Origin of the sequence: Negadavirga shengliensis (genome assembly GCF_042652345.1) — a bacterium.
Classification (GTDB): Bacteria; Bacteroidota; Bacteroidia; order Cytophagales; family Cyclobacteriaceae; genus Negadavirga; species Negadavirga shengliensis.
This window is the reverse complement of the sequence record NZ_JBHSJJ010000002.1, coordinates 130470-156410: the sequence shown is the minus strand read 5'-3', so window position 1 is coordinate 156410 and position 25941 is coordinate 130470. Positions and strand designations below refer to the sequence as shown.

The 25941-nt window shown below is 43.9% G+C and carries 21 protein-coding genes and 1 tRNA gene; 16 read left to right on the top strand and 6 right to left on the bottom strand.

What is annotated here, in order from left to right:
• Nucleotides 1–101: 101 nt before the first annotated feature.
• A complete protein-coding gene (locus ACFPFU_RS03720; RefSeq protein WP_377061643.1) occupies nucleotides 102–1001 on the top strand; it encodes a VOC family protein in 900 nt (299 codons plus the stop codon).
• A gap of 79 nt (nucleotides 1002–1080) precedes the next feature.
• Here ACFPFU_RS03720 and ACFPFU_RS03715 read toward each other — a convergent pair.
• A tRNA-Arg gene (locus ACFPFU_RS03715) sits at nucleotides 1081–1154 on the bottom strand.
• Nucleotides 1155–1194: 40 nt separating this feature from the next.
• Nucleotides 1195–2418: an ADP-forming succinate--CoA ligase subunit beta gene (gene sucC / locus ACFPFU_RS03710; RefSeq protein WP_377061641.1), complete on the bottom strand. Its 1224-nt coding sequence runs from the start codon at nucleotides 2416–2418 to the stop codon at nucleotides 1195–1197.
• A 267-nt stretch (nucleotides 2419–2685) separates the two neighbouring features.
• Here sucC and ACFPFU_RS03705 point away from each other — a divergent pair, with 267 nt between their 5' ends.
• From ACFPFU_RS03705 to ACFPFU_RS03690, 4 genes are all read left to right on the top strand, one after another.
• Complete coding sequence (locus tag ACFPFU_RS03705) at nucleotides 2686–3336, top strand: ABC transporter ATP-binding protein (protein WP_377061639.1); 651 nt, start codon at nucleotides 2686–2688, stop codon at nucleotides 3334–3336.
• A 97-nt stretch (nucleotides 3337–3433) separates the two neighbouring features.
• Nucleotides 3434–4381, top strand: coding sequence for an acetyl-CoA carboxylase carboxyltransferase subunit alpha (locus tag ACFPFU_RS03700; protein WP_377061637.1), 948 nt, complete (start codon nucleotides 3434–3436; stop codon nucleotides 4379–4381).
• 73 nt (nucleotides 4382–4454) lie between these two features.
• The gene (locus ACFPFU_RS03695; protein ID WP_377062231.1) at nucleotides 4455–5237 is read left to right on the top strand and encodes a patatin-like phospholipase family protein; all 783 of its coding nucleotides are present in this window, start codon (nucleotides 4455–4457) and stop codon (nucleotides 5235–5237) included.
• A 4-nt stretch (nucleotides 5238–5241) separates the two neighbouring features.
• On the top strand, nucleotides 5242–5799 hold the full coding sequence (locus ACFPFU_RS03690) for a 1-acyl-sn-glycerol-3-phosphate acyltransferase (protein ID WP_377061635.1): 558 nt from the start codon (nucleotides 5242–5244) through the stop codon (nucleotides 5797–5799).
• Between the two features lie 262 nt (nucleotides 5800–6061).
• Here the strand turns inward: ACFPFU_RS03690 and ACFPFU_RS03685 are convergent, their stop codons facing one another.
• Nucleotides 6062–7033 (bottom strand): GlxA family transcriptional regulator, encoded by a 972-nt coding sequence (locus ACFPFU_RS03685; RefSeq protein WP_377061632.1) that lies wholly within the window; start codon nucleotides 7031–7033, stop codon nucleotides 6062–6064.
• Between the two features lie 233 nt (nucleotides 7034–7266).
• On the opposite strand from ACFPFU_RS03685, the gene ACFPFU_RS03680 reads away from it, so the two are divergent.
• The 5 genes from ACFPFU_RS03680 (at nucleotide 7267) to ACFPFU_RS03660 (ending at nucleotide 13694) form a co-directional block, all read left to right on the top strand.
• Nucleotides 7267–8094 (top strand): hypothetical protein, encoded by an 828-nt coding sequence (locus ACFPFU_RS03680; protein ID WP_377061630.1) that lies wholly within the window; start codon nucleotides 7267–7269, stop codon nucleotides 8092–8094.
• 134 nt (nucleotides 8095–8228) lie between these two features.
• Complete coding sequence (locus tag ACFPFU_RS03675; RefSeq protein WP_377061628.1) at nucleotides 8229–9230, top strand: S41 family peptidase; 1002 nt, start codon at nucleotides 8229–8231, stop codon at nucleotides 9228–9230.
• Between the two features lie 531 nt (nucleotides 9231–9761).
• Nucleotides 9762–11612: a PDDEXK family nuclease gene (locus ACFPFU_RS03670; RefSeq protein WP_377061626.1), complete on the top strand. Its 1851-nt coding sequence runs from the start codon at nucleotides 9762–9764 to the stop codon at nucleotides 11610–11612.
• Nucleotides 11613–11618: 6 nt separating this feature from the next.
• Entirely contained in the window at nucleotides 11619–12392 is a 774-nt protein-coding gene (locus tag ACFPFU_RS03665) for an ion transporter (protein ID WP_377061624.1), read from the top strand.
• A gap of 339 nt (nucleotides 12393–12731) precedes the next feature.
• Nucleotides 12732–13694, top strand: a complete 963-nt coding sequence (locus tag ACFPFU_RS03660; RefSeq protein WP_377061622.1) for an alpha/beta hydrolase family protein — start codon at nucleotides 12732–12734, stop codon at nucleotides 13692–13694.
• Nucleotides 13695–13829: 135 nt separating this feature from the next.
• Here ACFPFU_RS03660 and ACFPFU_RS03655 read toward each other — a convergent pair whose 3' ends face one another.
• Nucleotides 13830–14717, bottom strand: coding sequence for a phosphatase PAP2 family protein (locus ACFPFU_RS03655; RefSeq protein WP_377061621.1), 888 nt, complete (start codon nucleotides 14715–14717; stop codon nucleotides 13830–13832).
• Between the two features lie 124 nt (nucleotides 14718–14841).
• Nucleotides 14842–16011 carry a helix-turn-helix domain-containing protein gene (locus ACFPFU_RS03650; protein ID WP_377061619.1) on the bottom strand — a complete coding sequence of 390 codons (1170 nt, stop codon included), beginning with the start codon at nucleotides 16009–16011 and terminating at the stop codon, nucleotides 14842–14844.
• 313 nt (nucleotides 16012–16324) lie between these two features.
• Between ACFPFU_RS03650 and ACFPFU_RS03645 the strand changes: the two genes are divergently transcribed.
• The 4 genes from ACFPFU_RS03645 to ACFPFU_RS03630 all read left to right on the top strand — a co-directional run bounded on the left by ACFPFU_RS03645 (nucleotide 16325) and on the right by ACFPFU_RS03630 (nucleotide 22648).
• Nucleotides 16325–16765 (top strand): hypothetical protein, encoded by a 441-nt coding sequence (locus ACFPFU_RS03645; protein ID WP_377061617.1) that lies wholly within the window; start codon nucleotides 16325–16327, stop codon nucleotides 16763–16765.
• Between the two features lie 104 nt (nucleotides 16766–16869).
• Nucleotides 16870–17958, top strand: a complete 1089-nt coding sequence (locus ACFPFU_RS03640) for an efflux RND transporter periplasmic adaptor subunit (protein ID WP_377061615.1) — start codon at nucleotides 16870–16872, stop codon at nucleotides 17956–17958.
• Between the two features lie 24 nt (nucleotides 17959–17982).
• Entirely contained in the window at nucleotides 17983–21228 is a 3246-nt protein-coding gene (locus ACFPFU_RS03635; protein ID WP_377061613.1) for an efflux RND transporter permease subunit, read from the top strand.
• Nucleotides 21218–22648: a TolC family protein gene (locus tag ACFPFU_RS03630; RefSeq protein ID WP_377061611.1), complete on the top strand. Its 1431-nt coding sequence runs from the start codon at nucleotides 21218–21220 to the stop codon at nucleotides 22646–22648. The genes ACFPFU_RS03635 and ACFPFU_RS03630 overlap by 11 nt, the downstream gene beginning before the upstream one ends.
• A 288-nt stretch (nucleotides 22649–22936) precedes the next feature.
• On the opposite strand, the gene ACFPFU_RS03625 is transcribed toward ACFPFU_RS03630, so the two are convergent.
• Entirely contained in the window at nucleotides 22937–23443 is a 507-nt protein-coding gene (locus ACFPFU_RS03625; RefSeq protein ID WP_377061609.1) for a DUF2231 domain-containing protein, read from the bottom strand.
• A gap of 77 nt (nucleotides 23444–23520) precedes the next feature.
• Here ACFPFU_RS03625 and ACFPFU_RS03620 point away from each other — a divergent pair, with 77 nt between their 5' ends.
• Entirely contained in the window at nucleotides 23521–24240 is a 720-nt protein-coding gene (locus ACFPFU_RS03620) for a PIG-L deacetylase family protein (RefSeq protein WP_377061607.1), read from the top strand.
• Between the two features lie 144 nt (nucleotides 24241–24384).
• Complete coding sequence (locus tag ACFPFU_RS03615) at nucleotides 24385–25887, top strand: mandelate racemase/muconate lactonizing enzyme family protein (protein WP_377061605.1); 1503 nt, start codon at nucleotides 24385–24387, stop codon at nucleotides 25885–25887.
• Nucleotides 25888–25941 lie beyond the last annotated feature (54 nt).

Sequence of the window (25941 nt, the reverse complement as noted above, 5' to 3'; positions counted from 1 at the left end):
TGATCTACCTGTAAATTTGTCGTTATCAGGGGCTTTGGGTAAATCCAAAGTCCTGTAACTTTGATGAGTCATCGTTTCTAAAAGACTTTATCTACAAAAAAATGGCACCACTACACCCAATAACCACATGTCTTTGGTTTGATAACCAAGCGGAGGAAGCAGTAAAGTTTTATACCGGTTTGTTTGAAGACGGACAGGTAAGCCAAATAACCCGGTATGGAAAAGAAGGTAAAGATATCCACGGCATGGCGGAAGGGAGTGTTATGACCATGGCGTTTGAAATAGGAGGGCAGCGCTTTACTGCCCTGAACGCTGGCCCGCATTTCACCTTCAATCCGTCGGTATCTTTTTTTATAGTCTGTGAAACAGAAAAAGAGCTGGCTACCCTTTGGTCTGCCCTTTCGGAAAGGGGCACGGTATTGATGCCGCTGGACAAGTATGATTGGAGTGAAAGATACGGCTGGGTGAATGACAGGTTTGGTCTCTCATGGCAGGTCGCCCTGGGCAAACTGGAAGATGTGGGGCAAAAAATAACACCGTCTCTTCTGTTTGTCGGAGATCAGGCAGGACGTGCCGAGGAGGCCATCAAACTGTACACCTCTGTCTTTAAGGATGCCGAGGTTGTAGGTATCTTGAAAAATACTGCCGTGGATGATGGAGTGGAGGGTACTGTAAAACATGCCCAGTTTACCTTAAACGGACAGGTATTTATGGCGATGGACAGCTCTTTGGAACATGATTTTTCCTTCAATGAAGCCATATCGTTTGTTGTAAATTGCAAAACGCAGGAGGAGGTGGATTATTATTGGGAGATGCTCAGTGAAGGAGGGGAAGAAGGTCCCTGTGGTTGGTTAAAAGACAGATTTGGCCTTTCATGGCAGGTAGTGCCGGTCATGCTGGCCGAGGCCATGAGGGATGCAGGAAAAGCCGAAAAAATCACCAAGGCCTTCATGCAGATGAAAAAACTGGATATCAAGAGATTGGAGGCGGCTATTGCATAGAGGGATCACTTTATACCCCGGCTGCGTGCCTAAAACAAAAAATCCCCACAATCGGATCATACCGTTTGCGGGGATGTTGTGCGTCCGGAAGGATTCGAACCCTCAACCCTCGGAGCCGAAATCCGATATTCTATCCAGTTGAACTACGGACGCTTAATGCCCGGGAAATTTTCCCGGACCTTGCCATTGTATTTTATGATGCCACTTCTTCCAGTACCTTTTGTACTTTTTCGGCCGCTTCTTTCAAAGTGATAGCGGAAGTGACCTTGAGGCCTGATTCGTCTATTATTTTGGCGCCCTCTTCGGCATTGGTGCCCTGGAGTCTGACGATGATGGGCACATGGATGTCACCTATGGATTTGTAAGCTTCCACGACGCCACTGGCTATCCGGTCACACCTGACGATGCCCCCAAACACATTGATCAGGATGGCCTTGACTTTTGGATCCTTTAAAATGATCCTGAATCCGGCTTCCACGGTCTGCGCGTTGGCCCCTCCTCCTACATCCAGGAAGTTGGCGGGATCGCCTCCTGATAGTTTGATCATGTCCATGGTAGCCATGGCGAGACCTGCACCGTTTACCATACAGCCTACGTTGCCATCCAGCTTTACATAATTCAAACCTGATTCCCCGGCTTCGACCTCCAAGGGGTCTTCTTCATCAAGATCTCTCAGTTCCGCAAGTTTTTTGTTCCTGAAAAGGGCATTGTCATCCAGATTTACTTTTGCATCGACAGCCAGAATCTGGTCATCTGAAGTTTTCAAAACCGGGTTGATTTCGAACTGTGATGCGTCTGATCCATCGTATGCGGCATACAAAGCCATGATGAATTTCACCATTTCTTTCAGCGCGTTCCCATGCAGGCCAAGCTTGAACGCCACTTTACGGGCCTGATAGGGCTGGATGCCCAACTGGGGGTCCACCCATTCCTTGATGATTTTTTCCGGGGAATGTTCCGCCACCTCTTCAATATCCATGCCTCCTTCTGTCGAAGCCATGATGACATTGCTGCCGGCTGCCCTGTCGAGCAGGATAGACAGGTAATATTCTTTGGGTTCTGAATCGCCGGGATAATAAACATCCTGGGCGACCAGTAATTTTTTGACTTTTCTTCCTTCATCACCTGTTTGTATGGTGACCAAAGTTCCTCCAAGGATGTTTTTGGCTTTTTCAGGTACCTCATCCAGGGATTTGGCCAAGACCACGCCTCTGGAACCGGTTTCTTTGATTTCGCCTTTGCCACGACCCCCAGCATGGATCTGGGCTTTCAATACGTACCAGGAAGTGCCTGTTTCTGCATTCAGTTTTTTCGCTGCTTCCAATGCGGATTCAGGGCTGTCCACGACGATGCCTTCCTGAATTTTTACCCCATATGATTTTAAAACTTCTTTTGCTTGGTATTCGTGTATATTCATCCTAGTCGAAATTTTTGCCCGAAGTTAATGGCAAATGTCCGATTATTCAAGATTTCCGGTTTCCTTTTTAACCTCCCTGAGGTTATTTTTCGGTTTTTCCGTTTTAAGGGGAGGGATATAAGGTTAGTTTTCAGACAGATGAAGGGTATAGGAGAGGTATTCCCGGTGTTCCGCTGCGTATTTGTTGAAAAATGTTTAATTTTAGCCCATGTATATACCTGTATTAAAAGCTAGCCGGCTGATGGCTACCCACGTTTTTTGATCCATATGCTGACAGCTAAATCAATCCATAAACATTACGGGGACCTTCACGTACTCAAAGGGGTGGATGTAGACATCATGCCCGGTGAAATCGTATCCATCGTGGGCGCTTCGGGCGCCGGCAAAAGTACGCTGCTGCATATATTAGGCACCCTTGATAAAGCGGATTCGGGGACGCTGGAGGTGGGAGGAGTAGACCTTTCCAAATTAAGTGGTGACAAACTGGCGGCCTTCAGAAACCGGAAGATCGGGTTTATATTTCAGTTTCATAACCTGCTGCCCGAGTTTACGGCGGAAGAGAACATCATCATTCCCGGACTTATAAGCGGGAGAGAGGAGAAGGAATTAAAAGACAGGGTGCGGGAACTGGCAACCTTGCTGGGCATCAAAGAGCGACTGCAGCACAAGCCTTCGGAACTTTCAGGCGGTGAGCAGCAGCGGGTGGCCGTGGCAAGAGCATTGATCAATGATCCCGCCATTATTTTTGCGGACGAACCCAGTGGCAACTTGGATACCCATAGTGCCCAGGCCTTGCATGAGCTGTTTTTTAAACTGAGGGATGAATTCGGACAGTCATTTGTCATCGTAACCCATAATCAGAACCTCGCAAAGATGTCTGACAGGATGTTGACCATGAAAGACGGCAAAATATTGTAATGGATTTAGACACAGCTACATTCTGTTTCTTGATACCTGCGTGTCAAAGAGATTCAAAAATAAATATTTATCTTTGCTGTGGTCAAAATAATAAATTATGGTATTAGAATTTGAAAAACCCATCGCTGAACTGGAACAGAAGCTACAGGAAATGATCGATTTGGCGAAAGGTAAGCATATAGATTTATCGACTGATATCCAGTCCTTGGAAGAAAAAATCCGGACCTTGAAAAAAGAAACATTCCAAAATCTGACCAGGTGGCAGCGGGTGCAGCTCTCCCGGCACGCCGACCGGCCTTATGCATTGGATTATATTTATGAAATGACCAATGATTTTATTGAATTGCATGGTGACAGAAATGTTAAAGACGACAAGGCGATGGTAGGCGGTCTGGGAGATATAGACGGGAGGACGGTGATGTTTATAGGTCAGCAGAAAGGCAGAAACACCAAGCAGCGTCAGGAAAGGAACTTCGGAATGGCCAATCCAGAGGGTTATAGAAAAGCCCTTAGGTTGATGAAAATGGCCGAAAAATTTAACAAACCGATCATCACGTTGATAGATACCCCCGGAGCGTTTCCGGGCATTGAGGCGGAAGAAAGAGGCCAGGGTGAGGCCATAGCCAGAAACCTGCGTGAAATGTTCAAGTTAAAGGTTCCTGTCATCTGCATCATCATAGGGGAGGGTGCATCCGGCGGTGCTTTGGGCATCGCTATCGGTGATAAGGTATTCATGCTGGAGAATACCTGGTACTCCGTGATATCTCCGGAATCCTGTTCCTCGATTCTCTGGAGGAGTTGGGATTATAAAGAACAGGCTGCCGAGGCCCTGAAGCTTACCGGTCACGATATGTTGAACCACAAGCTGATTGACGGCATTATTGAAGAGCCTTTGGGGGGAGCCCACAGGAATATGAAGGACATGGCCATGAGGATCAAAAATGCGATCAATGCGTCACTTCTTGAATTGGACAAGCTGAAGCCGAAGGAGAGGATCGGAAAGAGAATAGATAAATTTTGCTCCATGGGGATAGTCAATGAGTAGCCATGGGGCAATCGCCCAATATTGAATTAAGCCATAACCTCTGCGTTCGCAGGGGTTAAATTTTATGCATTTGGTGAGATCGTTGGAAACGGAAAGCAAAATAGGGCTGGTATTATCCGGGGGGGGTGTAAGGGGGGTAACCCACCTGGGGGTATTGCAGGCCTTGCATGAGGCGGGAATAGCGCCAACCCATCTATCGGGAACCAGCGCGGGAGCCATTGTGGCGGCCCTGTATGCTTATGGATATGCCCCTCGGGAAATTCTGGAAATCATAACGGAAACCAAGTTCTTTAAATTTGTAAGGCCCGCCCTCAGCCGGAAAGGTTTGTTGACACTTGACAGGCTTATCCCCTTATGTTGCCAATATTTGCCTGAGGATAATTTTGACGCACTGAAAATCCCCCTTTCCATAGCCGCGACCAACGTATCCAAAGGCAAAATAGCGTATTTCCAGGAAGGCCCCCTGATAGCGCCCTTGATTGCATCCTCCTGCATCCCGGGGTTATTTAAACCTGTTGTTATGAACGGGGATTTTTATATTGATGGAGGGGTTTTGAACAACCTGCCTGTGGAGCCGCTGGAAGGGAAATGCGCCGCTATTATCGGAGTGAACTGTAATCAGCTGCCGGAAAATCCAAACATCCGGCATATCAAGACTTTGATCGAAAGAACCGTGATCATGTCTATGAATTACAATGCTTATAGCAGAAAACCTAAATGCACCTATTTTATAGAGCCTGCCGGGCTGGCCCGGTACGGCATACTGGAGGTCAAGAAAGCCCGGGCTATTTATACGGAGGGATATGAAGCCACGCTGAAATACCTGGAGGCACATCCTGAGATGAAAATTTTATAAAAAGATGAAGTTATTGGCAAGATTTGTTTTTTGGATTACCGGATGGAAAATAGCAGGCGGATGGCCTGCCGGTGTAAGGAAGGCTGTACTTATAGCGATACCGCATACCAGCAACTGGGATCTGCTTTATGCGCGTGCGGCGTTTTATATCATGGATATCCCGGTAAAATTCACCATCAAGAAAGAGATCATGGTGGGCCCGCTGGGCTGGCTTATCAAAGCCTTGGGCGGGATTGCCATTGACAGGAAGCGGTTGCCGGGGAAACGTAAGCAGACTTACACCGAAGCCATGGTCCAGATGCTCAACGAAAGGGAGGAACTGGTGATCATGGTCACGCCGGAAGGCACCAGAAGTTATGCGCCCAGATGGAAGTCCGGATTTTATCACATCGCGCAAGGAGCGGGTGTACCGGTGGTGATCGGTTTTTTGGATTACAAAAAGAAGCTGGCGGGGATAGGTCCGCTTATCCAGCCCGATGGCAGGATGGAGGAGCAGATAGAGGAGATGAAGGCTTTTGGCCGCAGTGTGACGGGCAAGTACCCTGATCAGGGGATAAGGTAGGGTTTTTCCGTTACTCCGGGACTGGCACGTTTTGCTCCTACGATCCGTTATCGGAGGTTCAACCCCTTCAGGGTTGGGGGCTGTGTTGGCTTTCTTAGCCACCGGGTTTCTCCCGGGGTTAGTGTATAAGTTTCACCCCTTCGGGGTGGGGAGATCTTTATGGTGAACCCAACATGGACGAAGGAATCCGGTCACTTTTACCTGTTCGTTATGGGACCGCTTAATGATTTGTCTTATCCAAATGATTTCTGATGTACCGGGTTTATAAGGCGGATTTAAATTCCGACGGGCTGATTCCATAAAATTCTTTCCAAATACGCCTTAATTGTCTGGCATCTTTAAAGCCACACTGCGCGGCTATAAAGTCGATGGTATGGCCTGGATCCTTCAGCAAATTTTCGGCATAAGCCAGCCTGCATTTGGTTTTAAATTCGTTGATGCTAATGCCCGTGTGTTTGCGGAACAACCGGGTAAGGTTTCTATCAGACATATTGACCAGGTCCGCCAATTCCTCAATCGGGTTTTTTGCTGTAGGATGCTGGATGATATGATCCTGTACGGAATGAACCGCCGGGTGGATATGGGTTCTGAAATCAAGATAGATGCTCTTCTGTGACTGTTTGCCTGTCCGCCGAAGAAAAACTACCATTTCCCGCGCTACTTTAGAGGTGATAACAGGACCACAATTCTCTTCCACAATGGAAAGTGCCATGTCTATGCCAGAGGTCATACCCGCACTTGTGTACAAATTTCCATCCTTGACATAAAGCTGGTCGTTTATGATTTTGATCAATGAACCGTTCTCTTTCAGGTAATCGATACATTTCCAATGGGTGGTACAGGTTTTGTTTTTTAACATCCCAGCGGCTGCCAGCACCAGCGTCCCGCTGCAAACCGTACATATATTCACCCCGGCCTCGTAATGTGCTTGGAGCCAATCAAAAAAAGCTTCATATCCTGACTTCAGCTGACCGTTCTTTATCGCGCTGAACTCTATTCCGGGAACAAACAGGTAATCCCCTTTCGCCAGTTCAGTTTGGTGATGGGTAGGGATTCCTGCCAAGCCCAGGCCTTGTTGGGAGCTGACAGTGTCCTGACCTTCCAGAGTACAGTAGGCGATTTTGAACTGGGAACCAAATTGATTGGCTTCATAAAAAACCTGGACCGGACCTGCCAAATCAATCAGGTGGACCTTGGGCAGCACGGCAAATACCACTTTTATCTGCTTGTTCATTTTTGAAAATCCTCACATTATTGAAGTAATACTTTTCAAAGGTAGGCGGCTGACATATACGAATAAAGGACCGGTACCGGACAGATCCGGACAATCTAATAGCTAGTCCATCGACCGGACAAAATTTTGTCCGGTTATGTCCGGAAAGTGTCCTTCCAAAACCCGTAAATCCGCTACAATTTTGCAAAGAATAGTAAAAATATATTAATCAAAAAACTAATAATCAGTAATTTATGAAATTACAGCTCATAACCATCGCCGTGATCATCCAAGTCGCTTGGATGGGCAGGGGCTTTGCCCAGGAAAGCAAGCAGGAATCGCTTGTAATTTCCGCAGGAATGACATATCTGGCCAGGAAGGATCTGGTTTATTCCCCGTTTGTTCACACCGACCGTTCCTTTCATAGTTACGGTCTGGCTTATCAGAGAGAGAAAGATTTTTTTCAGTTTGTCGAAACCGGCATCACCTATAATACTTCCCAGATAGGCAGTTCTTATGAAATGGAAATGGGCGACCATTCCCACATGGTTTTGCCCCATGAATTTTTGTTTTTTCATCTTAATTATGGCATTGGTAAAACCCTGGGGAAAACGTCCCGGGCAAAGTCCTGGTTAGGCGCTGCTTTGAAGGTTGATCTACAGGCTTCATTTTACAATTTCACCCTTTCCAACATGTTTGGCTACTACATCGGCCAGTCGGGAGGAATTTGGTATAAAAAGCGGTGGATCTTTGACAACAAGCATGAATTTTCATTTCAACTTGAGTTGCCGCTGATCACCTGGATGGCCAGACCTCCTTATCTTGCTGAGGATGACCGGTTTATAGAAAACATTTCCTCACATAAGCCTGTCAGGATCATCATGGCCTTTATAGAAGATGGCCAATTTGCTTTCTGGGACAAGCTACAAAGGTCCGACTTCAGCCTGACTTATCAGTATCCGGTTTCAAAAAAATGGGGTATAGGCACTGTTTACCGGTTTTCTTTTATACATGCTTCGGAACCGAAAAGCCTGTTGTCCTACCAGCAATCTCTGAATTTTACAGGAACCCTTAAATTTTAAACATATGAAACCACCATGTCGAGTCTTGACACACAGGAAGATAATTATCAGTGGTGGTTCCACATGGCCAATAAAAAAACAATTATAAAAAGATGAAAATCCTCGTTACAGTTAATCGCATTATATACGTCTGTATGCTCTGTTCAATCAGTGCATGTGAGATGATGTTTAGCCCTGAGCCCAGCCATGATCCGGTGTCTGTCTTTGAAAATTTCTGGCAATCATTCAAGGAAGATTATGCACTCTTTGAGGAGAGAATGGTGGATTGGGATGAAATCTATACCTTATACAGGCCTATGGTCACCCGTTCAACTTCCGATTCGGAACTATTCGCTATCCTCAGCCAAATGATTGCCCCTATTGAAGACGGGCACGCGGCGGTGTTGGCATCCCATCATGGGGTATTCAGCGCCAATAAATACTTTAGGGAGAGGATTGATGATTTTCTTTTTGATCCCTCACTTATCCGGTCCCAATATCTGGAACCAGGGTATAGATCGTCCGGGAATCACTATATGTACGGGAAAATAAAATCAAGCGAGGTAGCCTATATCCACTTTGATGTTTTCCGGGCAGCGTCGGTAAAACTCGAAGAAATGTTAAAAGCCTATCCAAATGTCCGCGGGTATATCGTAGATCTGAGGCACAATAACGGGGGTGATGTTTCTTTTAGCTTTTCCTTTTTGGAAAAATTTGCTGAAGAGGATAAATATTTTTTGCGAAGTAAAACCAAAAATGGGAAAGGCCCTCATGACTATACCCCATGGCACCGCTGGTACCTTAAAAACTCCGGGACATTTATCAACAAACCTTTGGTGGTACTTACCGACCGGTATACGGTCAGTGCGGCAGAACGGATGGTCATGGCCGCCAAAACCCTGTCCAACAGTGTGATTATGGGAGATACCACCAACGGCACATTTGGCACCAAGATTTCCAGGGAACTCGCAAACGGCTGGTTTTATTCTTATTCTATCCAGAAAGTGGAAATGTACGATGGAAAAAGCTATGAAGGTATCGGCATAGCACCTGATATCTGGGTGAAAAACGAAACCGGGGAAATGGAAAAAGGATATGACCGCACGCTGCAAAGCGCTTTGGATTTTATCAATAATTTCAAGTTTTCCGAAAAATGATGGGCCAAATCCGGGGATTAACCTAATGGATGTGAAGGGATGAAATCGAGCATGACGCAAGCGACACACAGAGGGATGATTATAAGACATGCGAGATTCCATATGGCCTATTGAGAAAAATTATAATCATATGAAATAAATCCGTCATGGATAGGAGAAACCGCCACGACAGTCTTCTTGTTTATATGCTGGGGGGAGCCTTGTCCCCCCCACTTAAAAATGCCCGCAGGACGTTTTTCTGGCAGCATTCAACTCATTTTGTTTGCCATATATGAAATTAACGTAAATGGGAAACCAATGGACTTATCTTTTTTGTTTAAAACCTATTTGATAAGAAATGTTGGTATTTTTAGTTTTTATTAGTATTTTGTTGCCATCAATATGCTTTAATTTAAAGTAATGCAAGGGTTTAAATTGGTTGTGGTAAAGAAATTTTTAACCTGCTTTTAAATTCTTCTATTTATAATTATTGAGATTCCGGATCAACAGCTTTTACTTATAATAAGTATAAATTTTAGACATTTTCTCGCCATGAAACTTGAAAAGATTCTTGAAAACCTTAATTCATTTGAAAAAAATCCTTTTTTGAAAATCATTGATGGGATCGTAAATGAGAAGCCTAATAACGCCAGGGAGGTAGATCAAATATTATCAGAAAACAATAAAGACCTTAAGTCAATTGATAATCTCAATATAGCAAGGGTATTTTCGCTTATTGAAGCCGAATTTACTTCCTATATCAGAAGAGAATTCAACCATACTACTTCTCAACTGGATATTTTGGTTGATATTATTTCCCGAGAGGGAAATAGTATTATGAAGCAGGATTGGTTTGCCAGGCTTTATGAGAAGGAATTGAAGGAATTAGAGAAACATTTAAAAGTATTTAAAGCCGGTCTATATGATGAAAAGTCTGATTTTGATACAGGCAGGAGGAGGGATTATCTTATATATTTAGCCTGTTTGCGAACCGCTTACCACAATGATGAGCTTAATAATCAGGATAATAAGGTTACAACGGACGAACAAAGCATTTTAAACACATTAGCCAACCAACTTGAACTTTCCCAGGAGGAAATAAAAATGATAAATTATTTGATCGTCCCAGTGCAAAAACTGGAAATCGAAACTATTATTAATGATCTTAAATCAACTGGGGCAATATTTTATTCAAAAAAGACGAACACCATTTACGTGGCAGACGAAATCTCAAGAATTCTGAGGAAAATACGTGGTAAGGAGGTGTCCGATAAATTCTTCAGGCGGGTTTTAAGAAATTTGAAGGAGCCTCAAATAAACCTGATATGTAAAAAACATGGAATTGATAGAAAGTTAGATATTGAGCAAAAGATCCAGCGCATAATAGATGAAGGGATTTCCTTTTCGGGGGTTCTCAAAGAAGATATCTATAGGGACGGTACTTCTTTGACGGAAAAGAAAAAATTCATCAATGAACTCATAGAAAAGAATTTAAAAATAACCAACCCAATTAAGGGGATAGTATTAGAGGAAAAAATAACCAACCTGATAGCTTATTTTGAACAGACTGAAAAGGATGAAAAAGTGGGGATATCTCTTGACGGATATGACAAGCTTTTAAAAGAAATGAATTCAGCTATCCCTTCTTTTAAAAATCTAGTGAAAAGCACCTATCAATTTCAAGAAGAGGACGTTTTGAAAAGTAGCTTTTTACTGGATTATAATATTAAGCCAAAAGATGTCTTAGAGATAGTACCAGAAGATTTGTTGGAAATCTTCTGTAAAGATAAAGAGATAAAAACGAGGGGAGATGTTATTTTTAATATTTTAGATAGTTACAGAGATGCTGAAAATCTATACTTAGAAAATTATGAACATATTGGTTTTAGAAATATCGCGGCTTTAAAAAATAATAATATCGATGTTAGAGAAGTAGATCTGGGCATTAAATTCGAGGTATTGACTAAAAAGATTTTTGAATCTCTTGGATTCACCGTGGATGAGCCTCTTCGAAATGCGCTAAACACTGCCAAGGATAAGGTGGATATACTTCTAACAATAGGCAATAATGAAGTCATTATCGTTGAGTGTAAAACGGTTAAAGAAAATGGGTACAATAAATTCAGTTCTGTGAGCCGACAACTTAAATCTTATGCGAAAAGGATTGAATCGCAGGATTATAAAGTAGTCAAATCCATATTAGTAGCACCTGATTTTTCGGATGATTTCATTAAGGACTGCGGTCTGGAATACGACCTTAATTTATCTTTGATTACCGCCTCAACGCTTATTAAGGTTTTCGATGGGTTTAAGCAGTCAAAGCTGAAAAAGTTTCCCCATAATCTTTTCATGAGGGACGTATTGATTCAGGAAGAAAGGGTTTTAAAAGCAATTGGGAAATAAAGGATTATGCGAAAATTATTTCTTAATGACAGGTTTGTATTGTTCATTATTTTAGTGAATGCCATCATTATTTTTATAGGTGGTTTTTCCTTGAATGAGACGGTAAGGCAAAATTTGGATATTGCGGATCACTTTATTACTGTTTTGTTTTTAATTGAGTTAGTGATAAAAGTTAAGGAATATTCATTCAAAGGTTTTCTCCGTTCCAATTGGAATGTATTTGATTTTGCGTTAATTATATTAGCTGTGCCGTCTCTATTGATGTTTCTCTGGGGAAGCCAAATGATCGGGCTTGAATTTCTGTTGTTATTCAGAATTATCCGGGTATTTAAGTTTTTCCGATTTATCAAGTTTATCCCGAGAATAGACCATATAATAAAGGGTGTTTATAGGGCAAGTAAGGCATCTCTGCTTATACTTTTTACATTTTTCATATTTAATTTTACTGCATCTTTATTGTCGACCTATTTGTTCAGACATTTAAGTCCTGAATTCTTCTCTAATCCTTTGATTTCCTTTTATTCAACTTTTAAGATATTTACGGTAGAGGGTTGGTATGAAATACCTGACAGCATCTCGGATAATGCTGGTGATACTGTAGGATTTTTTACCCGCTTATATTTTGTAATTATTCTATTTATAGGAGGAATTTTTGGGCTTTCTTTGGTCAATTCGATTTTTGTAGATGCCATGGTTAGCGATAATAATGAGGAAGTAGAAAAGGAACTTAAACTACTTCATGAAAAATTAGATCAAATGATCATGCAAAAGGAAAAATAAGGCATAGCAACCACAATGCGGTTATGGTTTCGCTTGTATGCGATGAGACCGTATCGGTGGTCCAATCCACCCAAGATATTTGGGCTTGTATTGACTCTCCGGGGCATCGGGTTTTACCCGGTGCTACTGAATGTTTCACCCCATTGGTATGAGAATATGGATGGTTTGTTTTCCTGAAAACAGATTGGTGACAATACTTTTCGTCATCATGCTGATTTTTGTGCCACATTGGTTATTTTTAATTTTTGGAAAAAGATGGCATCCTTAGGCCATAAAGAAGTTCAGGTTTCCCGGTCAGCACATGGGGTAATTGCAGGCACCATAACTTTGAAATAGAAAATGAAAAGAAAGATTGTCATATTGTTTAGCATGTTATTCCTGAAACTTTCCGTCTTGCCGGCGGCAGACATGGACACTGTTTCGGTGGCGTTTGAAGGGGAAGGCCATACACTGAAAGGCAGGTTGTTGCTTCCCAAAAACACCCCCGGCAAGGTTCCTGTCATTTTATTTCTTGTAGGTTCGGGAGGGAGCAGTTCCTATGTATCGGACTATAAAAGTTTCCTGGAATTTTTTCTTAAATCCCCCTTTGAAAATGATCCGGTGGCTTTTCTGTTTTTTGACAAGCGCGGGGTAGGGGAGTCAGGGGGAAAATGGCAAAACACAGATTTTATGCAGCGTGCTCTGGATGCCAAAAACGCCGCTATGCATATCAAAGATCATCCGGCCATTGATGCTGATCGGATTTATGTAGTCGGCCACAGTCAGGGAGGTTGGATTGTACAGATCTGTTTGGCCGAATATCCGGAAGTATTTGCCGGTGGGGTCAGCATGGCAGGCCCCACTTTTGACGTGAAAAAGCAGTTGATCAATGACTATCAAAGCAGTTACCTCTGCAACAAAGAAATGGCGCCGGAAAAGGCTTTCAAAAAAGCAAAGAGAAGGGTCAGCCGCGATCTGGCTATTGTATCCCTTTTGCCCTTACAGGACAACTGGAAACAATTGAAGGTTATTCGTAAGTTTGACCCCAAACCTTATCTCGGGAACATCCATCAACCTGTGCTGCTGTTATTTGCCGAAAACGACCGATTGGTCAATCCCGGATGGAGCATGGACCACCTTCAGATGCTGTACCCCGATGGTTTACCGGAAAATTTCAGCGTACATATCGCGGAGAATGAAAACCACAGCTTTCAGACTTCACCGCTTTGCTACAAGGGAAGCTGGGGTGATTTGAAATTTTCGGAAAGCACAAGAGACGTGATGAAAACCTGGTTGGTCAGGGAAGCCGGGATGTTGGAATAAAGCAAAAGCAAGGATTGATTTTGGATCAATCCCTGATGAAAAAAGCCCGGTTTTTTGGCCCGGGCTTTTTCAATGGGTTATTGGCTTTCAATTTTACTTATTTCCCAATGAAGTGTATCGGCAAAACCTTTGAAGTTATAGTTTCCATACGGCTGAAAGGGCATAAATGTCCCCTTGAATGATGGGATTCAGGCTAAGGTTCTTTTTCTTGCTTTTATGGATTTTTGGAATGCCGTACCCTATTGCGGAGCCTACCAACGCGCCCACCAAAATATCCGAAGTGTAATGGATGCCGGTTTCGTAGCGTACATAGCTTATCGCAGTGGCAGCAGCCAAAGTGCCTGCCCAAATCCAAGGTTTGAATTTAGAATCAGGGTGATAATCGCTGAAAACAGTTGCTACAAATATCGCTGTAGAGAAAACTGAGGTAGTCTGTTGCGCAAAGAAGGACTTTCCGGGATCTTTGGCAATTTTATCTTCATAGCTTACGCCAGGATTGTATATGTATGGCCTATACCTGTTAATGCTTCTTTTGCTGATGTTGGCAGTTCCATAGGCAAATAACCTGGTTTGGAGAAACAGGGTACCCACCGTGACAATATCCCGTCTGACTCCCCCGTCAGCCAATAGCGTCAGAGGAACTACCAATGCAAAAGCACCCAACTGATCCGACACATCCCTTAATTTGGGGTTGTATTTGTAAGTGGCGCTTCTGTCAAACCAATTGACATCCTTATGGGTAAACTCATTGGCTTGTTCAGGCATCAAAGGAGTGCGGGAATTGTCCAAAGAATTGGCGTAAAGAAATAATCCCGTTCCCACCGCGGTGGTAACAAGGTCTGTTTTCCAGGATAATCTGTAAGGAATATCGGGATGATCGGGCCAAGTAGACCGCAGCCTGGAATCTCTTAACAATATTGTTTTTTGCACTGATTCCGGTTTTACCTCATTGTCATTGGGATTGGCAAAAGGTTTGAAAATGACACAAACCGCAAGAGCTGTGGTAAGAATTGTTTTTTTCATGTTCGTCTTTTTTTGGCAAAATTCCCCTTAAAAAGCCCCATGAGTGTTCGAACTTGGAAGTTCGAACCTGTTTATTCCCAAAAAAACTTAATGGAAATGATCCAATTCCTCTTTCTGGGAAAAATCAAACTTCCATTACTGATTCAGTTCTTCTGAATTCACTCGGGGTCATTCCTGTGATTTTTTTGAAGGTGGTATTGAAAGTGGTTTTGGAATTGAATCCTGCTTCAAAGCCAATTCCGACCAAAGAAAGATGGTTATATTTGTCACTAACCAGAAGTCTTTTGGCCAGGTTGATTCTTTCTTCATTGATCAACTCAAAAAATGTTTTTCCCACCACAGCATTGATCGCTTGAGAAACAAGATAGGGTTGTTCCCCGATCTGTTCAGCCAATTCACGTATAGAGACATTCTCATTTCTGAAAAACTCTTCATCCCTTAGGGCTTCGGTAATTTTTTCAGCAATGGTCAACAACTGGGGGTTATTTGTTTTTAAACCTTTTTTAGATCGGCTTGGGATTCTCTCTTTCCCTGAATTACCATCAGCTTCTGCGGTTTCTCCGACAATTTTTCTGAGCTTGTAAATTTCAGGAGAGATTTTCCCTTTGATGGTAACAAAATATAAAAATACGGTAATGGCAGCCACATTGATCAGGCAACCTTTGGTAGAGAATTCCGGGTTGGCCAAAACAAATGCATACAGGGTGTAGGAGACAATGATGATTCCGACAAAGCCAAAAATCAATTGTTTGATCCAGTTCAACCCCAATTTCTGTTCAGAAGAAAAGTTTTGCAGTACCCTTTCCTGATGTAGTTTATAGGCCTTGATATATAGAAAAATATAAAACCCAATATAGAGGAGATTGGTAATGGAAAGGATTTGGTCGTAAATATCCTGACCGCCTGCATACTCATAGGTCACTTGGTATTTGTTCTGAATATAACTGACATAATGAAGCGCGATGGGGATATAGGCGGCGGCAAAAGAGAAATGCTTCAGGGTTCTTTTGAGGCTGACTTTTTCAGATAAACTTTTGATGTATAGATAAAGGGCAGAAATAGTTATAAACTTTGTACAATGAAAAATCCACACATGTTTCCAGCCTAATTGGATTTGGAGAATAGGGGCAAGCAATAAAATGACAGCAGTAAAAATAAATATGGCCAGTAGGTTATTGGAAGCCTTGTCCCTGTCAGGATAGAAGAAAACCACCGTGGATAAAATAAGGCCTTGCAATCCGCCGAATACTATTAAAATATTCAGGATATTATTTTGAAAATTTAAGTCCTGCATTTTCTCGAAAATATTCCTAAAAATAGTTGAATACTTTTTCAGAAGATAATAATTTGGAGAGAAAATACGTAGCGGAGAATTGATTGCTCCAGCAAGGAATTATTAACTCTGTGTATCTGCCAATCCGTTTATTTCACGTTTTCCCAAAAATCCATAAAACTTTAAGAATGATACCAACCCTCAACAGCCGCACTCATTTTCCAAAGCCCCAAATTTTGCGATAAGGTGAAATTTTCCAATTCAACAGGCGGAGATAAAAAGGGCTATGTCAAAGTGTTTTTTCCCCAGATAGTTTTACTTTTGCAGTCTTCCGATGAAATTTAGGAATAAAAATATTAAACCTGAATATCCTCATCATTCCTTGTGGGTAAAAACAACCAGCTTCCTGTTGCTTGTTGCCTGGATGGTTTTCGGCTGTGGGCTCATTCCTTTTTATAGCTATGCCAATGATCCGGGAGAAGGATTCCGTGTTGAAAGCACGGATTTCGCTTTCCTGGATGGCGGCGGCTTTGCCCATGACAAACATCAATCTACGCCGGTTTCTGAAGATTCTGAAGATAATGATGACCAGGAAGACACAGAAGACAAAAAAGATGAAGTAGATGATGACCATGTAACCGTTTATAAGTCTTATATTCCAAGTCATTTGATTCCCGGGAGAAATACAATTTCTCCGACAAGTTTATCCTTAATTCTCGCCACAAAGGTACCGCTCTTTGTTCTTTACCATTCCTGGAAAACCCATTTGATTTGATTTTTGACCGCTGACAAGCAAGCGACAGGCTGTCGGCACCATGGATTATTCTCTTTAATGGGAATAGTTTCTCTTTTTAAAAGTTTATAAAATCATATAATCAGATGAGAAATATCTTACTGCTCATCAGCTTGGCCATATTGGTGATGTCAGGCTGTAAAAACGAGCATCATGAGACCCATGGGGAGGCTAATTTTATCGTGACGCTTCCCGAAATCAAAGACACCACTATTTATAAAGAATATATAGGTCAGGTCCGCTCCATTCAGCATATAGAGCTTAGGGCTCTCGAAAAAGGCTATCTCCAGGATATCTATGTGGATGAAGGCCAAAGTGTAAAAAAAGGACAACTGTTGTTTCAGATTATGCCCGTGATTTATCAGGCAGAAATGCAAAAAGCAGAGGCCGAAACGAACTTTGCTGAGATCGAATATCAAAATACGAAAAGTCTGGCCGACAGCAATATCGTTTCCCAAAACGAACTGGCCCTGGCAAAAGCGACTTACGAAAAAGCAAGAGCAGAGATGTTGTTGGCAGAGGCCCATTTGCAGTTCACTGAAATCCGGGCACCGTTTGACGGCATCGTCGGTCGTTTTAACGAAGTTCGTCCGGGAAGCTTAATGGAGGAAGGGGAGTTACTCACGACCCTTTCGGACAACAGCAAAATGTGGGTTTACTATAATGTACCGGAAGCCGAATACCTGGATTTTGTTACAGAAAACGATATAAAAAACGCCAATCAGCAGGTAAAGCTTAAAATGGCCAATGGAAAGTTTTTCGATTTACCCGGCGTTGTGGAAACCATCGAAGCAGACTTCAACAACGAAACAGGGAACATCGCCTTCCGGGCTACTTTTCAAAACCCCGATGCCCTGCTTAGACATGGTCAAACGGGCAAAATATATATGCCTTTGGATCTGGGAAAAGCGATGCTCATCCCGCAAAAAGCCACCTTCGAAATTCTGGATAAAAAGTATGTGTACCAACTTAAAAACCATAGGGTACAGGCTCAGCAGATTCAAATCGGCAATGAACTGCCTCATGTATATGAAGTAATCCAAGGGCTTTCCCAACAGGATACCCTATTGGTAGAGGGCCTGAGAAAAGTGAAAAACGGACAGCAAGTCAAAATGCACTTTTTTAAGGAGCAGGCTGAAATAATAAAAGAATTAAACCAGCTACATGCCGAATAGTAAGCACTCAAAATCGATACGATCATGTTTAGTAAATTCATAAAAAGACCGGTTCTTGCTATTTCCCTATCATTAGCCATTGTATTCCTGGGCTTGTTGGCCATTAATACAAGACCGGTTTCACAGTTTCCTGATGTTGCCCCGCCAAGGGTCAACATTTTTATCGCCTACCCCGGGGCAAGTGCCCAGGTACTGGTAGAATCCACCCTGATTCCTCTGGAGAGAGCCATTAATGGCGTACAGGGCATGCAGTACATCACTTCCGATGCCACAAGTGCCGGAGAGGCCACTGTACAGATCATTTTTGAACCCGGAACAGACCCCAATGCAGCAGTGGTGAACGTAAAAACACGGGTGGATGCCATTATGAACAATTTGCCTCCGCTGGTCCAAAGGGAGGGTATCATCATAACGCCGATCCAACCCAGTATGCTGATGTATGTGAACCTGTTTAGCACAGATGAAAATGCGGATGAAAAATTCCTTTTCAACTATGCCAACGTAAACGTAATCCCTGAATTGCAGCGGATCAGCGGGATGGGCCGGGCGCAAATACTAGGCAGCCGGACCTATGCCATGCGTATCTGGCTGAAACCCGACCGTATGCAGGCTTACAAAATTGCCGCTGAAGAGGTGCTGGAAGCAATGGCAGAACAAAGCCTGATCGGCCGGCCCGGCAGGCTGGGACAGGCTTCCGGCAAAGCCGCTCAATCCTTGGAGTTTACCTTAACCTATAAGGGGCGGTTTAACAAACCGGAAGAATATGAAAACATCATCATCAAAGCCAATGCCGAGGGTGAACTGCTTAAGTTAAAAGACATTGCTGAAGTAGAACTGGGCAGCGAGTTTTTTGATATTTATTCCAATAAAGACGGTTATCCATCCGCTTCCATTGTGTTGAAACAAAATTTTGGTACCAATGCAAGTGCCGTAATCACCGAAACCAAGAAAAAGCTGGAGGAGCTCGAAAAAGATTTTCCTCCGGGGATGGAATATGAAATCAATTATGATGTATCCAAATTTGTGAATGCTTCCATCGACCAGGTGATGCACACTTTGGTGGAAGCTTTTATTTTGGTGGCTTTGGTGGTTTTCCTATTTCTTGGTGATTGGCGATCTACCCTTATTCCCATCATTGCCGTGCCGGTGTCGCTCATTGGTGCTTTTGTGTTCATGCAGCTTTTTGGGCTGACCATCAACCTGATTACCCTTTTTGCCTTGGTGTTGGCCATCGGTATCGTGGTAGATGACGCCATTGTGGTGGTGGAGGCGGTTCATGCCAAGATGGAAGAAGAACACCTTTCGCCATTCAATGCGGTGAAAAAGGTGTTAGGGGAAATCAGCGGTGCGGTCATAGCCATCACCCTGATTATGACGGCTGTGTTTGTGCCTATTGCGTTTATGACCGGCCCGGTGGGTGTGTTTTACCGTCAGTTTTCCATTACCATGGCAAGCTCCATTATCCTTTCAGGAATTATCGCGCTTACCCTCACTCCCGTATTGTGTGCCATGATTCTGAAAAAAAACCATGGCAAAGGAAGGAGGAGATCACCGGTTGACCGGTTCCTTGATGGGTTTAACCGGAATTTTGAAAAGCTCACCAACCGGTATGTGGGTTTGTTGACGCTTATTGTAAACCGCAGGCTGATTACCTTTGGCATGTTGGCGGCTTTTGGCTTCGGCATATTCGCTGCCAATAAAAGTCTGCCAAGTGGATTCATTCCCAACGAAGATCAGGGGCAGATTTATGCCATCATTCAAACCCCTCCGGGGAGTACTTTGGAAAGAACCAATGAAGTATCCCAACACTTGCAGGTGATAGCCGAAGAAATTGAAGATATAGCATCGGTTACTTCCCTGGCGGGTTATGAGATTCTCACCGAAGGAAGAGGCTCCAATGCCGGTACTTGTCTGATCAACCTGAAAGATTGGGAGCACAGGCATCATTCTGTGAAGGAAATTATTGAAGAGCTGGAGGAGGAGAGTCAGGGGTTGGGAGCAGTAATTGAGTTTTTTGAACCTCCGGCCGTTCCCGGTTATGGTTCATCTGATGGTTTTTCTTTGCGTTTGCTCGACAAAAACAGTACGGTAGATTACCAGGAGTTTGACCAGGTGAATATGGAATTTATGGAAGCGCTGGGCGAACGGAAGGAATTATCGGGTCTGTTTACTTTTTATGCGGCCAATTATTCTCAATATGAAATTGACATCGATAACGAAAAAGCCATGCAGAAAGGCGTTTCGATAGGGGATGCCATGGAAAACCTGAACATACTGATCGGCAGTACTTACGAGCAGGGTTTTACCCGTTTCAACACATTTTTTAAAGTCTACACCCAATCGGCACCTGAATACCGGAGGCTGCCCAGCGATATGTTAAAACTTTTTGTGAAGAATGAAGCCGGGGAAATGGTGCCCTATTCATCTTTTGTCAGCCTAAAAAAGACACAGGGACCCAATGAGATTACGCGCTTTAACTTATATACCTCTTCGGCCATCCGTGGGGTGCCCGCCAAAGGATACACCACAGGGGAGGCCATTGCTGCCATTGAGGAGGTAGCGGCGCAAACCTTGCCCAACGGCTATGACGTTGCTTGGGAAGGTCTGTCATATGATGAAGCCAATAGGGGCAATGAAGCGCTCTACATCTTTATCGTGGTATTGAGTTTTGTGTATTTGGTATTGGCCTCACAGTATGAAAGCTTCATTATTCCCTTGGCTGTGGTATTGTCTTTACCTGCCGGTGTGTTTGGATCCTTCCTTTTGCTGAAGATGATGGGCTTATCAAACGACATTTATGCTCAAATCGGGCTGATCATGCTGATAGGCCTGTTGGGTAAAAACGCGGTTCTGATTGTAGAATTTGCAGCGCAAAAGCACCAGCAAGGTGGCACAATTCTGTCGGCCGCTATTGAAGGGGCAAAAGTGCGTTTCCGGCCCATACTGATGACATCCTTTGCGTTTATTGCCGGACTGCTGCCCTTGGTGCGGGCTACCGGTGCAGGGGCCATAGGCAACAGGACCATAGGCTCTTCTGCTCTTGGGGGCATGTTGATGGGCACTGTTTTCGGGGTCATCATCGTGCCGGGCCTTTATTACATTTTTGGTAGCATGGCGGAGGGCAGACAACTCATCCGTGATGAGGATGAAAATCCGCTTACGGAGGATTTTGTCCAAAGCAGGTCGAAGACATCTTTTCTGAAAAAAATTCAAAAACCGGGCTTGGTGCTAAAAGCCGCCCAACGAAAAAGTAAAAGAAATGGAAAATAGATTGAAATATGGCCTTGTTCCGATGGCCTTGATGTTGTTGTTGCTGGGTAGTTGCACCGTCTTCAAGCAAGCAGCAAGAGAGGAGAATGCCCTTCTTCCTGAAAGTTATTTCGATTCTAAGAACAGCACAAACGTCGCCGATCTGAATTGGCGGGAATATTTCTCTGATGAAAACTTGGTGGCGCTTATCGATACGGCCCTGAAAAACAATCAGGAGTTGAACATCATCTTGCAGGAAATAGAGATCAGCAAAAATGAGGTCAGGGCAAGAAAAGGGGAGTACCTGCCTTTCATGGGTATAGGGGCCGGTGCCGGACTGGAAAAAGAAGGGCGCTACACCCGCAAAGGGGCAGTTGACGAGCAGCTGCATATCAAAGACGACAAAGCTTTCCCCGAACCGTTGGGTGAGTTTGTATTGGGAGCCTATGCGAGCTGGGAAGTGGATATTTGGAAAAAGCTGCGTAATGCCCAAAAAGCGGCTGTATCGAGGTATTTGGCAAGCATGGAAGGGAAGAACTTTATGGTGACCAATCTGGTGGCGGAAATTGCTGAAGCCTACTATGAACTCACGGCGCTGGATAATCTGCTGGAAAACATTGAACAGAACATCATCATCCAGTCCAACGCATTTAAAGTGGTCAGACAGCAAAAAGAGGCGGCCAAAGTCTCCCAACTGGCTGTAAACCGCTTTAAAGCCCAGCTGCTCAACACACAGAATCTCCAGTATGAAATCAAACAAAAGATTACAGAGACAGAAAACCGCATCAACTTTCTGACGGCAAGGTTTCCTGCACCCATAGCGCGGTCGTCAGCGACATTTATGGACATTGCTACAGACTCCGTTCAGGCGGGAGTGCCTTCCCAACTTCTGGCAGTCCGCCCCGATATACGCCAGGCGGAAATGGAATTGGCTGCCGCCAAATTGGATGTGAGCGTGGCTAAAGCCGCCTTCTATCCCTCTTTGGACATAACGGCGGCTGTAGGTTTTCAGGCATTTAATCCCGCTTTTTTGATTAACCCGGAGTCCATGCTCTACAATCTGGCGGGTGATCTAACGGCCCCGCTGATCAACAGGAATGCGCTCAAAGCGGCTTATTATGCTGCAAATGCCCTGCAATTACAAGCGGTGTTCAACTATGAACAAACGGTTCTCAATGCTTATCTGGATGTACTCAATCAGTTGACGAAAATGAATAATTTTCACAGAAGCTATGAGACCAAGTCGGAGGAAGTGGAAATACTCCGACAATCCACTCATATTGCCAATAGCTTGTTCAATTCAGCAAGGGCGGACTATGCAGAGGTTTTACTTACTCAAAGAGAAGCACTTGAGGCCACGTTGGAACTGATTGAGGTGAAGACAAAACTCCTAAGCGGCAAGGTGAATATTTACAGGGCACTGGGAGGAGGGTGGAATTGAGCGGTATGCAGCAAATAGCTTGTTTCCAATAAAAAGCCTATAGGCCAAGACATACATTGGCTGGTTACCCAAAGGAGCCCCGCAAGCCAAACCAGCCAATGTGTGTGCCCTTGCAGCGCCGGGAAATTTCAAAGCAAAGGTCAAAAACAACACCTTTTCAAAGCCCTTCGGGGGTTTAGCCAGGTGTGGCTACTAAATATCCAAAACAGGCACATGCCCCTCAAAAAATTACCCTCGAAGGGGATTTAGCCTAAAGCGGTTTTCCTGGGCGGGTCGCCTTTTGATGACCTAATCATCCTCTTTTTCCTGGTCATGATTTTGTTCGATAACATACTTACCATCATCTGTAAAGCCACTACGGATTTCAGTATGACGAATTTCGCCACCGGTCGTGCCGGTTTGCTTAGCGAGAAAACAAATTCCGACAGATGCGGCAAGGACTACCATATAGAGGGCAGCAGCAGCCTTACTTTTCAAATAACTTGAAACCAAGGTAATCAGGGCTAACCCTCCCAAAATGAGAACCGCAATTAAAAATATTATTGCCTGGTCTTCATGCGTATCCATAATTTGCTCGGTAACACCCGGTATTTTTTCAACCAGTTCTTCTGCACCCTCCCCTGTGAGATAGGCAGGTATTGCGGCAAGTGCAGAAAAAATGAATACCCCCATTGCCGTTTGTTTTACAACAGGGTTGTTTTTCAACAAATAGCCCGAAATGAGAATGAGGGTTCCTATCACTGTTCCGATAATTGGAAAATGATTTAATAACAAATGCCAATGCGTAGTCTCCATATCATCTAAATTTGTTATTAAAGATATCATGAACCACATTTAAAATTCATGATATTTATCAACCGGGGGAATGACTTTTGCAAAATTCTGTAAGATTTGTATTAAATGATTGGAGCATTGACAATGCCAAAGCCTATGGCATGGAGAAGGCTTATGATTTGAATTATAGCCACCATCAAATGGACAACATGGGCATCCAGGACCTAAAAGGCAGGCTGATCTTCCTGTTCAGACTTTTAAAGGTGGATACGATTGTGTGTTGGGATCCTTGGGAACATTATGAAGAAAACCATGATCATGTGGTGACTGCAAAGGCAGTGGAAATGGCAAGGTGGCATGCCGGTGGGCGGGAGGATTATCCGGAACATTTCGATGTGGAACTGAAACCCCATACCCCCAAGGTAAGGTATTACTATTCCAGAGAGACCCAAAGGGTCAACAGAATAGTGGACATTTCGGATTATATTGACAAGAAGGTGGAGGTAAACATGCTGAATGTCACAAAAGGGCCGGCTGGACAAGGTTATAGAAAAAAAATGAGGGATGATTTGGCAGCCCAGGGAAAACGCCTGCCCATCCTTGGGAATGACGACGATACCGCCAATTTCAACTGGGTAAAACATTTTGTTTTTGATATTGATGCCAAGCGGCTGAATTTTGGGCAGATTTCCAATAAAAAATTAGGAGAGGAATATGGCCTTGAATGGGCGGAAAGATACCATTACATCAGTGACCTGGAGGACCAAACACCCAATAATATGGAAAAATATGTAAAGGAAAATGCTGTCTCAAAGTGAATATCAAAAACAACTATTTGGAGTAAGAGGGAGAAACTTTTTGGAAAGGAGAATGTTCTTTTAGCCAATCAATTGGACCATTGAATTTCAATTTGTAATTTAATCATCCAGTAAACGTTTCTAAAACCATATTTTATAGATTCAGTGGAAGACAAAAGCGAAATCAAGAAAGGAATTAAGCATCCCGCTTCCGAAGAAGATTTACGGGTCTTCCTGAATGAGACCGGTGTGGTTTGGAAAGGGATGTCGTTAGGTGATTTCATGTTTTCCAGGACAGAAGATTCGATTTCCCATGTGACCTCCAAAGTAAACCGCTTTTCTAATCCCTCCGATTTGAAAATTACGGATATGCGGTATTGTGTGCTGCAGTTGGGTCCCGAAGGTTCCCGGCATCCCATTATCCGTATTGATACCAACCAGGGAATTTATGGATTGGGTGAGGTCAGGGATTCCGGCGACGAACGGTATGCGCTTCTCCTTAAAAGCCGGATTTTAGGGGAAAATCCCTGCAACGTGGAGATGTTGTTCAAAATTATCAAACAATTTGGCCATCATGGCCGTCAGGGAGGCGGTGTCAGCGGAGTGGAAATGGCCCTTTGGGATTTAGCCGGAAAGGCGTATGGCGTGCCATGCTGGCAATTACTCGGAGGAAGGTACAGGGACAAGGTGCGGCTGTATTCCTACCTTCCCGTCCATGACGGCGCAAATATGGACATTCCTAAATTTAAAGCGGACGTAAAACACCGCCTGGAAGAACAGGGTTATACCTGGTTAAAATTTTATCCCAGCCTGGATATCATCCAGCATATTCCCGGTGCCCTGGTCAATTCCAGGTTTTGGACTGAGCCCAAGACCAATGATATCACTACTTATAGCAGAACCAAACAACCTTTCACCCAACTTCAGATTACTGAAAAGGGCTTGGATGCCCTGGCGGAATATGTGGACAACGTACGCAACGTCATTGGATATGACATTCCCCTTTCTGCTGATGGATTTGGAAATTATGACATCAATACCTGTATAAGGGTAGGGCAGGCCCTTGACCCTTTCAGATTGGCATGGTTGGAAGATATGCTTTCCTGGGAAATGACAGACCAGTTGAAGGTTTTAACCGACACGTTACAAACACCCGTCATGACCGGTGAAGATATATACCTTAAAGAAGAGTTTATAAAACTCTGCAATGCCCAGGCAGTGGACATGATTCATCCAGACCTTGCGACTTCAGGAGGAATGCTGGAAACCAAGAAAATCGGCGATTATGCCGAGGAGAAGGGTATATCCATGGCCATGCATGCCTCTGGATCACCGGTATTGTTTATGGCCAATGTCCATTGTGCAGCGGCTACCCAAAATTTTCTGGCCCTGGAAATGACCACCCAGGCAGTGGATAATCCCTGGTGGCAAAACCTGGTCATAACGACAGATGGCCGGAAATTGGTGGAACAAGGTTACGGCAATGTCCCGCTGGCTGCTCCCGGATTGGGAATTGAATTAAACGAGGAAGAAGTTAAAAAACACCTTTTCCCACCAGATAAATCCTATTTTGCCCCAACACCGGAGTGGGATGATAAGCGGGCAGCGGACCACCTCTGGAGTGGCCGCTATACCCTTGGACAACCAACCGGCATTGTTCCCAAATAGGGCGGGCCGGAAACCAACGCTGCCTGATCTGGATTACAAGGAAAACTAAAAGGA

Excerpts from the sequence above, each read along its gene's own strand:
- ACFPFU_RS03635 (WP_377061613.1), top strand. The coding sequence starts at position 17,983 with ATGTTTAGTAAATTCATAAAAAGACCGGTTCTTGCTATTTCCCTATCA.
- ACFPFU_RS03645 (WP_377061617.1), top strand. The coding sequence starts at position 16,325 with ATGAAATTTAGGAATAAAAATATTAAACCTGAATATCCTCATCATTCC.
- ACFPFU_RS03675 (WP_377061628.1), top strand. The coding sequence starts at position 8,229 with ATGCTCTGTTCAATCAGTGCATGTGAGATGATGTTTAGCCCTGAGCCC.
- ACFPFU_RS03640 (WP_377061615.1), top strand. The coding sequence starts at position 16,870 with ATGAGAAATATCTTACTGCTCATCAGCTTGGCCATATTGGTGATGTCA.
- ACFPFU_RS03650 (WP_377061619.1), bottom strand. The coding sequence starts at position 16,011 with ATGCAGGACTTAAATTTTCAAAATAATATCCTGAATATTTTAATAGTA.
- ACFPFU_RS03720 (WP_377061643.1), top strand. The coding sequence starts at position 102 with ATGGCACCACTACACCCAATAACCACATGTCTTTGGTTTGATAACCAA.
- sucC (WP_377061641.1), bottom strand. The coding sequence starts at position 2,418 with ATGAATATACACGAATACCAAGCAAAAGAAGTTTTAAAATCATATGGG.
- ACFPFU_RS03690 (WP_377061635.1), top strand. The coding sequence starts at position 5,242 with ATGAAGTTATTGGCAAGATTTGTTTTTTGGATTACCGGATGGAAAATA.
- ACFPFU_RS03660 (WP_377061622.1), top strand. The coding sequence starts at position 12,732 with ATGAAAAGAAAGATTGTCATATTGTTTAGCATGTTATTCCTGAAACTT.
- ACFPFU_RS03655 (WP_377061621.1), bottom strand. The coding sequence starts at position 14,717 with ATGAAAAAAACAATTCTTACCACAGCTCTTGCGGTTTGTGTCATTTTC.
- ACFPFU_RS03665 (WP_377061624.1), top strand. The coding sequence starts at position 11,619 with ATGCGAAAATTATTTCTTAATGACAGGTTTGTATTGTTCATTATTTTA.
- ACFPFU_RS03670 (WP_377061626.1), top strand. The coding sequence starts at position 9,762 with ATGAAACTTGAAAAGATTCTTGAAAACCTTAATTCATTTGAAAAAAAT.
- ACFPFU_RS03685 (WP_377061632.1), bottom strand. The coding sequence starts at position 7,033 with ATGAACAAGCAGATAAAAGTGGTATTTGCCGTGCTGCCCAAGGTCCAC.
- ACFPFU_RS03705 (WP_377061639.1), top strand. The coding sequence starts at position 2,686 with ATGCTGACAGCTAAATCAATCCATAAACATTACGGGGACCTTCACGTA.
- ACFPFU_RS03625 (WP_377061609.1), bottom strand. The coding sequence starts at position 23,443 with ATGGAGACTACGCATTGGCATTTGTTATTAAATCATTTTCCAATTATC.
- ACFPFU_RS03700 (WP_377061637.1), top strand. The coding sequence starts at position 3,434 with ATGGTATTAGAATTTGAAAAACCCATCGCTGAACTGGAACAGAAGCTA.
- ACFPFU_RS03630 (WP_377061611.1), top strand. The coding sequence starts at position 21,218 with ATGGAAAATAGATTGAAATATGGCCTTGTTCCGATGGCCTTGATGTTG.
- ACFPFU_RS03680 (WP_377061630.1), top strand. The coding sequence starts at position 7,267 with ATGAAATTACAGCTCATAACCATCGCCGTGATCATCCAAGTCGCTTGG.